Source organism: Kordia aestuariivivens, assembly GCF_014397005.1.
GTDB lineage: Bacteria > Bacteroidota > Bacteroidia > Flavobacteriales > Flavobacteriaceae > Kordia > Kordia aestuariivivens.
In genome coordinates this window covers 47,982-59,687 of record NZ_JACGWS010000013.1, presented here as the reverse complement: position 1 = coordinate 59,687, position 11,706 = coordinate 47,982, and the positions used below count along the sequence as shown (strand labels likewise).

The window sequence follows — 11,706 nt, the reverse complement described above, 5'->3', positions numbered from 1 at the left end:
AGGCAAAGCCGCGTCCAACAATCTAAGAGCAAAGCGATCTAAATAAAAGTAGTGCAAATCACTACAAAAAAACAGACTTTCTAAGTAAAGATTACACATTCGTAAGAAAGAAAAAAGGAAATGTAGGTTTATATACGTAATCAATACTAATAACGAATTAATATTCATGTATAGCAAGTATAAGGTTGTACATTGAATGCGATTTTTACTAATAACTAATCAAACTATTGATGAAAAAAATTACACTTAAACTTTTCATGATTGTATTCTTGTTAGGCACCTATATTGGTGTCTCACAAACACTAAACCAAGCGGCAAGTTGGCCTAATGCTAACTGGACTTTATCTGGTACCTATACAGCTGGAGGATTACTCGGAGATCCAACCATAGACGCTACATTTGGTTTTGACGATGATGCAGCCGGTAACGGTTCTGCAGATGATCTTCAAGCGACATCACCAGTAATCGATTTGACGGCTGCAAGTACTGCTGGAGAAGTATGGATTACCATTAGTGGTGACTTTGTATACAGAGCACTTGGAGATGTATTAAATATAGAAATATATGATGCGGATGCAATGACTTGGTCTGCAGTACAAACGTTTGGAAATAACTCTATAAATACAGATTTTCAAACATGTGCTGGAACAGTAACATACACAACACCTATAATTAATATTTCAGCATATACTGCAACACAGTTGTCAGGCTTCCAATATCGTATTACGTATGACGATACTGGTGGATGGCAATGGGGTTGGTGTATAACTTCACCAACAATTGTTTCTGCGGCGCCACCGGCATGTCCAGATCCATCGGCATTAACTGCAACTAACATTGACGGTTTTTCAGCAGATTTAGGATGGACAGAAACAGGAAGTGCTTCATTATGGAATGTTGAGTTAGTAGACATTACTGGTGGAGGAGTTGTAACAGGAACTGCGACTGCTTCTGGCGTTGAAAATCCATATATGGCTACAGGATTAACGCCTTCTAATAATTATGAATTTTATGTACAAGCTCAATGTGCAGTAAGTACTTCTACATGGGTTGGACCTTTTGCATTTACAACGTTACCTGCCTGTCCACAACCAACGGCATTAAATGTTACAAATATTTTACAAACTACTGCAGACCTTGGATGGACTGCTGGAGGAGCAGAAACACTTTGGGATGTTGAAATCGTAGACATCACTGGTGGAGGAACTGCAACAGGAACACCTACAGCTTCTGGAGTTGCAAATCCATATGGTGCTTCTGGCTTGACAGATAATAATAATTATGAATTCTATGTAAGAGCCGATTGTACTGTAAATGGGACGTCTACATGGACTGGACCATTTGCATTTACAACATTATGTAATGCATTTATTGCACCATATTCGGAAGATTTCGAAAATGGAGGCGCATTGCCAGCTTGTTGGACACTTGGAGGAGATGATGATTGGGAATTTAATACTGCAGGACCTAACCATGTTGGGAACGGTGGCGTACTTTCAGGAAGCACGCCTTCAGGTAATTTCTACGCAGTAGTAGATGATTCTGTGCCAGATGCAGCAAATGCTGAATTAACATCACCTTTTATAGATGTTTCTGGATTAACTACACCAGCACTTATTTTTTATGAAATTAGTAATAATGAAGGACTAGGTCGTCCTAATGCTACCTTAACAGCTAGTGTTTGGGATGGAGCTGCATGGAATGTAGTTGGAACATACAATACAAACACTATCGCAGATGGATGGGAACAAAAAATAGTTGACTTAAGTGGATTAACATTTACAGGAGCCGCACAAGTACGTTTCTCTATTGCGGATTCAGGAAGTTTCTATGATGACATCGCTATTGATGATGTTTCAGTAGAAGAATTACCAACATGTCCAGATCCATCAATGTTAACAGCTACAAACATTACAAATGCTAGTGCTGATTTAGGATGGACTGAATCAGGTTCAGCTACCTTATGGAATGTTGAACTAGTTGATGTAACTGGCGGAGGAACTGTAACAGGAACAGCTACGGCTTCTGGAGTTGCAAATCCATATATGGCTACAGGATTAGCAGAAAATAATAACTATGAGTTTTATGTGCTGGCAGACTGTGGCATAAACGGAACGTCAGGTTGGGTTGGACCATTTGCGTTCACAACATTAGAAACATGTCCTATACCATCAGCTTTAACTGTGGGTAATATTATGGAAACAACAGCTGATTTTAACTGGACAGAAAACGGAACGGCTACTTCATGGAACATCGAATTAGTAGATGTTACCGCAGGAGGAACTTTTACAGGAACACCAACTGCTTCTGGTGTTACAACAATTCCATACAATCAAACTGGTTTAGTTGCTGACAACGCATACCGATTTTTTGTACAGGCAGATTGTGGCGTAGATGGAACATCAATGTGGGCTGGACCATTTAGATTTTCATCACAATATGTAGCGGTCCCACCAGATTGTACCAACGGAATATTCTTAGATTCAGGAGGTATAAATGGAGATTATGGATTTAGTGAAAACATTACCTATACAATATGTCCAGACTTGGCTGGAGATGTCGTAGAAGTTGAATTCACGGCATTCTCAACAGAGAATGATGATGCTGCTACTTGTTTTGATGGATTAACAATACATAACGGTGCAGATGCAACAGCAACAACGGTTGATCCTCCAGGAGGTGGAACTATTTGGTGTTATGATAATGACGCTGCTGAAGGTACAGGTGACTTACTAGGACAAACGATTACTTCTACGGATGCTTCAGGATGTTTAACATTTGTATTTACTTCTGACGGAGATGTACAACTAGATGGATGGGAAGCAATCGTAAACTGTGCTACACTATCTACGATTTCTTTTGGAAACGGACGTGCATTCACTTACTTTCCAAATCCAGTTGCTAATAAATTGACATTAGTAGCAGGAAAGAAAATCGAAAATGTAACGATTTACAATATTTTAGGAGCACAAGTAGCAACACTTTCTCCTAATAGCTTAACGAAAGATGTTGATACTTCTAAACTAACAGCAGGAACGTACTTTGTACAAGTTACTGTTGATGGCGCTACAGATACAATCAAGATCATTAAGCAATAATTTTTAAATAAGTCGTCCTAAAATAGGATGATTGTTTTATATAAAGTAAATCAAGCCAGCGGAGTTTACTTCGCTGGTTTTTTTATGTGTAAAATCAAGTGTAAAAATTTAGAATGACGAGGTATTGTATTTGTCAACATGTTCAATTTGTCACATCGAGCGCAGTCGAGATGCCTTTTTATGTGATAAGATGTTTTATAATAGATTCCTGCCTTCGCAGGAATGACATCTAATACTCCAAAAGGCGCAGCTGCATCTAAAAGCAAAGCGATTCCAACAATCCAAGAGCGAAGCGATCCAAGAGGCGCAGCCGTGTCCAAATAGAGTAGTAAAATCCACCACAAAAAAACAGACTTTCCAAGTAAAGATTACACATTCGTAAGAAATAGAAATAGCGATGTAGGTACATATACGCAATCAACAGTTATAATGAATTATTGTTCATCTTTAACTGAATAAAGGGTGTACTTTCACCTGCGATTTTTACTAACAACTAATCAAACTATTGATGGAAAAAAATACCCTTAAAATTTTCATGATTGTATTCTTGTTAGGCTCCTACGTAGGTGTCTCACAAACATTAAATCATAATCCATTTTGGCCTAACCCAAATTGGACACTTTCAGGAACGTTTACAGCTGGAGGAGTAGTCGCAGATCCAACAACAGTAAATCTAAATTTTACTTTTGACGATGATACAGCCGGTAACGGTTCATTTGATGATCTACAAGCGACATCACCAGCTCTCGATCTAACTCCTGCAAGTACTGCTGGAGAAACATGGGTTACCATTAGTGGTGGCTTTGTATACAGAGCACTTGGAGGAGATGTATTAAACATCGAAATATATGATGCAGATGCAATGACTTGGTCAGTGCTTCACACGTTTGCAAGAAATACTACAACTACAAATTTTCTAACATGTAATGGTCTTAGCCCATACACAACTCCTATAATCGATATTTCAGCATACACGGCAACACAATTGTCAGGCTTTCGATTTCGTTTTACGTATGACGATAATGATGGATGGCAATGGGGATTTTGTGTAACATCACCTTTTGTTAGATCAGCGACGCCACCACCTTCATGTCTTACCCCATCTGCATTAATTGCAACGAATATTGAAGATTTTTCAGCAGATTTAGGATGGACAGAAGCTGCTTCAGCTACATTATGGAATGTTGAGGTAGTCACTGCTGGTACAACGCCAACAGGTATAGCAACAAATATGGGTGTATCTAATCCGTTTACAGTAACTGGCTTAATGGCTGAAACAGCTTATGAGTTTTATGTACAAGCAGACTGTGGAGCAGTAGATGGTACATCTGCATACGCAGGAGGTTTAGCATTTACAACATTATGTGCAACGTTTATAGCTCCATACACAGAAAATTTTGATACTGCTGGTGCACTACCAAATTGTTGGTCTCAAGGTGCATCTAATGCTGAAGATTGGTTGTTTGCTGATGGTACATTGTTAGAACCAGAAAATGGAGGAAATGCCGGTGCTATTGTAGATCATACTTCTGGAACAGGTTTTTTTGCTTGGGTAAATGACACTTCTCCAGACAATACAGGAACTACGTTAGAATCTCCTTTTGTAGATGTAAGTGGTTTAACAGTACCTGCTTTATCTTTTTGGATTAATAGTAATAATGAAGGAAATACAAATGTAGATTTCTCCGTAGATTTCTTTGATGGAGCAGCGTGGAATACAATATACACAAGTAGCACCAACACAGGTGGCTGGCTTGAAGTAATTATTGACTTATCTGTATATACGATTACAGGTGATGTGAAAGCTCGTTTTATTGTAGATGAAAATAACGGTACAGACTTTTATGATGATTTTGCTATAGATGATGTATCTTTTGAAGAAAAACCTTCATGTTTGAGTCCTATCGGATTAACATCAACTAATATTACAGTAACTACTGCAGATTTAGGTTGGACAGAAATTGGCACAGCTACATTATGGAACATAGAAGTAGTAACTGCTGGTTCAGCACCAACAGGTACAGCAACCAATGTTGGCGTGTCTAATCCATTTACAGCAACTGGCTTAACGGCTGTAACAGCTTATGAGTTTTATGTACAAGCAGGCTGTGGAGCAGCAGGTACATCTGTATACGAAGGACCTTATGCTTTTACAACTCTATGTGCAACGTTTACAGCACCATACATAGAAAATTTTGATAATGCTGGGGCAATACCAAGTTGCTGGTTGCAAGGCGCAGCTAATGCTGAAAATTGGTTGTTTGCTGATGGTACATCAGAGGAGCCAGCACACGGAGGAAACGCTGGTGCTATTGTAGATTATACTTCCGGAACTGGATATTTTGCTTGGGTAAATGACTCTTCTCCAGAAAGTACAGGAACTACGTTAGAATCTCCTTTTGTAGATGTAAGTGGTTTAGCAGTACCTGCTTTATCTTTTTGGATTAATAGTAATAATGAAGGAAATACAAATGTAGATTTCTCCGTAGATTTCTTTGATGGAGCTACATGGAATACAGCAATATACACAAGTAACACTAACACAGGTGGCTGGATGCAAGTAATTATTAACTTATCGGCATACACGATTACAGGTGATGTAAAAGCTCGTTTTATTGTAGATGAAAATAATGGTACAGACTTTTATGATGATTTTGCTATTGATGATGTTACTATAAATGAGTTACCATGTCTAGATCCATCAGGGTTAACAGCAACAAGTATCACTGAAACAACGGCTGATTTTGGCTGGACAGAAAATGGAGCCACTACTTCATGGAACATCGAATTAGTAGATGTTACCGCAGGTGGAACTTTTACAGGAACACCAACTGCTTCTGGTGTTACAACAATTCCATACAATCAAACTGGTTTAGTTGCTGACAACGCATACCGATTTTTTGTACAGGCAGATTGTGGCGTAGATGGAACATCTATGTGGGTTGGACCATTTAGATTTTCATCACAATATGTAGCGGTCCCACCAGATTGTACCAACGGAATATTCTTAGATTCAGGAGGTATAAATGGAGATTATGGATTTAGTGAAAACATTACCTATACAATATGTCCAGACTTGGCTGGAGATGTCGTAGAAGTTGAATTCACGGCATTCTCAACAGAGAATGATGGTGCTGCTACTTGTTTTGATGGATTAACAATACATAACGGTGCAGATGCAACAGCAACAACGGTTGATCCTCCAGGAGGTGGAACCATTTGGTGTTATGATAATGATGCTGCTGAAGGTACAGGTGACTTACTAGGACAAACGATTACTTCTACCGATGCTTCAGGATGTTTAACATTTGTATTTACTTCTGACGGAGATGTACAACTAGATGGATGGGAAGCTATCGTAAACTGTAATACACTATCTACAATTTCTTTTGGAAATGGACGTGCCTTCACTTACTTTCCAAATCCGGTTGCTAATAAATTGACATTAGTAGCAGGAAAGCAAATCGAAAATGTAACGATTTACAATATTCTAGGAGCACAAGTACTAACGACAGCTCCAAATAGCTTAACGAAAGATATTGATACCTCTAAACTAACAACAGGAACGTACTTTGTACAAGTTACTGTTGATGGTGCTACAGATACAATCAAGATTATTAAGCAATAACTTTTCAAATAAGTCGTCCTAAAATAGGATGATTGTTTTATATAAAGTAAATCAAGCCAGCGGAGTTTACTTCGCTGGTTTTTTGTTATATATAAGATGAGGGTTTTTTATAATAGATTCCTGCCTCCGCAGGAAGACATCCGACATGTATAGCGTCTAACAGCAAAGCAGTCCAAGAGCAAAGCGATCTAAAAGCAAAGCGATCCAAAAGGCGCAGCCGCATCTAAAAACCTACTCAATAATCGTTTTAATGAGCTTATCGTTTTTGTAAATGTATTGTTTTAAGATCGTACCTTCTTCATCGTAGATGGTATATTCTCCATGAAAAATTCCGTGTTTATAGATGTATTTTTCTTTAATAGTGCCACTTTCATAATATTCTATCCAAGGACCTTCTGGCAGTCCTTTATCGCGATATATACCTTCAATTTCAATAGCTCCAGATTCGTAATACGTAGTACTTTTTCCAAACTTTAATCCGTTTTTGTAGTGGTCAACAAGCTTTTTATTTCCGTTAGGATAGTAGTATACATTTTTACCATCTACAATTTTACCGTTCTTATATTCGGTACTGTAATGCAATGCGCCACCACTATGAAACTCTTTTGAAATACCGTGCTTTTTTCCGTTAATGTACCTTTCAATTGCAAGTACTTCACCATCTTGATGAAAACGATATTTCATACCGTGCAAAACACCATTTTTATATTGAGAAACTTCTTTAAATTGTTTTTCTTCATCAAACGTATACCACAAGCCTTCGCGAATTCCACCTTTACTAATACCAAAACTTTCTTCTAAGATTTGACCTTCCGAAAATGGATCTTGTTTCTTTTCAACGATTACTTTTGATGGCGCTACTTTTTTCTTTTTACCATTTTCATAAAAGAACGATTTGTGTTTTCCGTTTCGCTTAAAGCGGAAAAATAAGCCTTCCTTCTCACCATTTAGCTTTGCACCAATCTCTTGTACCCGATTCTTTTTGTCGAGCTTAATGTGAAAATCGCTTTGCGCGAATGAAAAGCAGGTGAACAGAAAGCATATCGTTAAAGAGAAAAGGATTTTTCTAGTCATTTCAAATCAGTTTTTAAACAAGTAAATATATGAAATTGTGATAAAATGAACCCGTAATAAAAACATAAAACGCATGATGTAGCAACAACTTTTCAGAAAATAGTTTTAGAAAATAGGCTATGTTATGGTTGATTTATATAATAAATATCGAAAATTAGCGAGGGTGGTTTGTGGAAAATTTCACCTAAAGTAAAGAAATAGCTACCATAAAAAGTCTATTTGAAAAAGCACCTTTGCTTTTGCCCAAAAGCAAAGGAGGAAAAAGTAAAAAGCAGCGGAGGTTTTGACCTTTTTCACCTGTGCTTTTGGGTATTTGCAGCGGAGAATTTTAGCTTTTGTAGTGGTGCCACTGTACACAAGAGCACAGAATCTCTACTCAAGTGCACAGATTCTAAGCTCTTGAGTAGAGCATCTACGCAGCGGAGCAAAAACGACATAAGCGTATAAAAAAAACCTCGAAATGAGACCATTTCGAGGTTTTTTTATATAGAATATATTCTTGTTAGTTGGCTTCTGCCACTGGTGGATATTCTTTCATAATTTCAGCAACAAACTCTTGAATTCGTGCTTCTTTTTTTTCCATGCTACGGCTGCCACTTAGGTTTCCTGAACCTCTTCCTTGCCATACCAATTCTTTTTGTTTTGTATCTATTAAATCAATGTATAATACACCTTCTGTACGTGTCGTCACCGTGTTCAATGGAACGCCTCCACCCCAAAACCATGGCTGAAATCCCCATCCCCAACCAAAATAGGCATTGTTGTTAATGTCAACACGCTTATTTGCTTTGGTCATGATATTTACTAAAAGATCTGGGTTTTCAGACTTCACAAAACCTTTTGCCATCATCTCTTTTTCAATTGAACGAAGAATTCTTTTCTTATCTAAATCTGAAATCTCTACTTGGTCAATTCCAGTTTTGTAAAACGCAAAAGTTTTATACGATTTAAAGTCAGCTTCTTTATCATAATCAGAAACCACTCTGACCGAAATACAAGAAGAAACGAGTAGTAGTAGCGCGACTACAGGGATAAGTAATTTAATTTTTTTCATATCATTGCTTTTTTTGGGTTAATATACTATTCTTGGTCTAACAATGCATCATCTACTATATTTGGTAGTGTCACTTTTAAATTTGGTTCTACTTCCATAGCGCGTTTTATGGCAAAAATAGCTTCTTCATTTCGTGCCCAACTTCGTCTCGCTATTCCATTATTTACATCCCAAAATAACATAGAATGTAAGCGTCTTGATGCTTCCTTAGAACCATCAAGAACCATGCCGAAGCCGCCATTAATTACCTCGCCCCAACCAACGCCACCGCCGTTGTGAATGGAAACCCAAGTTGCGCCTCTAAAACTATCACCAATGACATTATGGATCGCCATATCTGCTGTAAACTGTGAACCATCATAGATATTGGAGGTTTCTCTATAAGGAGAATCGGTTCCAGAAACATCGTGATGATCGCGTCCTAAAATCACAGGGCCAATCTCGCCACGTTCAATAGCTTCGTTGAATGCTTGCGCAATTTTCATACGACCTTCGGAGTCTGCATATAGAATTCGCGCTTGCGAACCTACCACGAGTTTATTTTCTTGCGCACCTTTAATCCATTGAATATTATCCGCCATTTGCTGTTGAATTTCTGGTGGAGAAACTTTCATGATTTCTTCCAACACTTTACAGGCAATTGTATCTGTTTTGGCTAAATCTTCTGGTTTTCCCGAAGCGCATACCCAACGGAAAGGTCCAAAACCATAATCGAAACACATCGGTCCCATAATGTCTTGTACATAACTCGGATATTTAAAATCGATGCCGTTTTCCGCCATCACATCAGCGCCAGCACGTGAAGCTTCTAATAAAAAGGCGTTTCCGTAATCAAAAAAGTACGTTCCTTTTTCAGTATGTTTATTCACGGCTGCGGCATGTCTGCGCAAGGTTTCTTGTATTTTTTCTTTAAAGAGTTCAGGATTGCTTGCCATCATTTCGTTCGATTCCTCGTACGATAATCCTGTTGGATAATAGCCGCCAGCCCACGGATTGTGTAACGAGGTTTGATCGCTTCCTAAATCTACATACACATTTGCTTCATCAAACTTTTCCCAAACGTCTACAATGTTTCCTTGGTATGCGATGGAAACGATTTCTTTGTTCGCTTTCGCGAAATTGACTCTGGTGACCAATTCGTCTAAATCGTGTATAACTTCGTCAATCCAACCTTGCGAATGACGCGTTTCTGTTGCTTTCGGATTTACTTCTGCACACACCGTGATACAACCAGCAATGTTTCCAGCTTTCGGTTGTGCGCCACTCATACCACCCAATCCAGCCGTTAGGAATAACTTTCCAGCCAAGCCTTCGCCATTTTTAGAAATCTTTCGTCCACCATTCAATACGGTAATCGTGGTTCCGTGTACAATTCCTTGCGGACCAATGTACATATAACTTCCTGCGGTCATTTGCCCGTATTGCGTCACGCCAAGTGCGTTGAATTTTTCCCAATCATCAGGTTTTGAATAGTTGGGAATCATCATTCCATTCGTTACGACAACTCTTGGTGCATCTTTGTGCGAAGGAAATAATCCGAGCGGATGTCCAGAATATACAACTAAGGTTTGCTCTTCGTTCATTTCTGCCAAATACTTCATGATTAGAAGATATTGTGCCCAGTTTTGGAACACGCCACCATTTCCACCATAGGTAATCAGTTCGTGCGGATGTTGCGCTACTGCGTAATCCAGATTGTTCTGAATCATCAACATGATCGCTTTCGCCTGATTTGTTTTTCCAGGATATTCGTCTATTGGACGTGCATATATTTTGTAATCGGGACGAAAACGATGCATATAGATACGTCCATAGGTTTCGAGTTCGTTTTTAAATTCGGGCAATAAAACTTCGTGGTGTTTCTTATCAAAATAGCGCAATGCATTTCGCAATGCTAGTTTCTTTTCTACTGCTGATAGTATTTCTTTTCGCTTTGGCGCGTGATTGATGTTTGGATCGTACGGTTTTAAGTTTGGTAACTCGTTCGGAATTCCTTGTAAAATATGTTCTTGTACTGTCATTTTATAGTTGGATTGTATCGTTAGGCATCATTTTAAAACGTGTTTGGTTTAAAATGTACTAGGGATAGCGAATGTCTACACGATTCAACTGTGCAGTAGCTCTTTTATACTTCATAAAGATAAGATCCATAGTTTTTATGTTCTTTTTTTGTTGAATCCATACGGACAATGACGGCAACCGCTTTCACAACAATAGCCTCTTTTTAGGTGAAACTGTGCTGTGAATACCTTGTAACCTTCTGGTGAAAGGTAAAAATCGCCTTCTTCAATAGGAATTAATTTCTTCATTTCTACAAAGGTACTTAAATTGGCTTAAATTTTGAACCGGAATTATGTATTAGAACTTCGTGATGAAGGTTTGAACTACCGCAAATACTAGTTTTTTCTTAATTTCAGTATAGCACCGCTATGGTTAAATTAAAAAATGCAGCGTAGCGTTAGTATTTGCAGTGGTTCAGAGATGTAATAGATTTTCTAATATATAATTCAGGTTAATAGCTATTGATATGGTTTTTGTGTCAAAATATCTAGTTCCGAGAGATTTTCGAGGAATTACCTTGTATCCTTTTATTTTTTTGCGGGAAGCGAAAGATAAAAGCAATGCTGTTTTGGTACATCATGAACGCATTCACCTGCGACAACAAATGGAGTTATTAGTGCTGCCTTTTTATATTATATATGTGTTGGAGTGGTTTGTAAAACTCTGCTATTACCGAAATCGAAATAAAGCGTATAGAAACCTAAGTTTTGAACGCGAAGCCTATGAAAACGAAGCAAATTTTGAGTATTTAAAGAAACGGAAGTGGTTTCAGGTTTTTCGGTATATGTGAC

The 11,706-nt window shown here is 38.2% G+C and carries 7 protein-coding genes; 3 read left to right on the top strand and 4 right to left on the bottom strand.

What is annotated here, in order from left to right; all coding sequences use genetic code 11:
* Positions 1 to 230 precede the first annotated feature (230 nt).
* Both H2O64_RS18640 and H2O64_RS18635 read left to right on the top strand, forming a co-directional pair.
* Entirely contained in the window at positions 231 to 3,098 is a 2,868-nt protein-coding gene (locus H2O64_RS18640) for a T9SS type A sorting domain-containing protein (RefSeq protein ID WP_187563739.1), read from the top strand.
* 508 nt (positions 3,099 to 3,606) lie between these two features.
* Positions 3,607 to 6,726, top strand: coding sequence for a T9SS type A sorting domain-containing protein (locus H2O64_RS18635; RefSeq protein ID WP_187563738.1), 3,120 nt, complete (start codon positions 3,607 to 3,609; stop codon positions 6,724 to 6,726).
* A gap of 231 nt (positions 6,727 to 6,957) precedes the next feature.
* Here the strand turns inward: H2O64_RS18635 and H2O64_RS18630 are convergent, their stop codons facing one another.
* The 4 genes from H2O64_RS18630 to H2O64_RS18615 form a co-directional block, all read right to left on the bottom strand.
* The gene (locus H2O64_RS18630; RefSeq protein ID WP_187563841.1) at positions 6,958 to 7,800 is read right to left on the bottom strand and encodes a toxin-antitoxin system YwqK family antitoxin; all 843 of its coding nucleotides are present in this window, start codon (positions 7,798 to 7,800) and stop codon (positions 6,958 to 6,960) included.
* 502 nt (positions 7,801 to 8,302) lie between these two features.
* Entirely contained in the window at positions 8,303 to 8,854 is a 552-nt protein-coding gene (locus H2O64_RS18625; RefSeq protein WP_187563737.1) for a DUF4136 domain-containing protein, read from the bottom strand.
* Positions 8,855 to 8,880: 26 nt separating this feature from the next.
* A complete protein-coding gene (locus H2O64_RS18620) occupies positions 8,881 to 10,875 on the bottom strand; it encodes a urocanate hydratase (protein ID WP_187563736.1) in 1,995 nt (664 codons plus the stop codon).
* 135 nt (positions 10,876 to 11,010) lie between these two features.
* Positions 11,011 to 11,163: a DUF5522 domain-containing protein gene (locus H2O64_RS18615; RefSeq protein ID WP_187563735.1), complete on the bottom strand. Its 153-nt coding sequence runs from the start codon at positions 11,161 to 11,163 to the stop codon at positions 11,011 to 11,013.
* A 218-nt stretch (positions 11,164 to 11,381) separates the two neighbouring features.
* On the opposite strand from H2O64_RS18615, the gene H2O64_RS18610 reads away from it, so the two are divergent.
* Entirely contained in the window at positions 11,382 to 11,705 is a 324-nt protein-coding gene (locus H2O64_RS18610) for a hypothetical protein (RefSeq protein ID WP_187563734.1), read from the top strand.
* Position 11,706 lies beyond the last annotated feature (1 nt).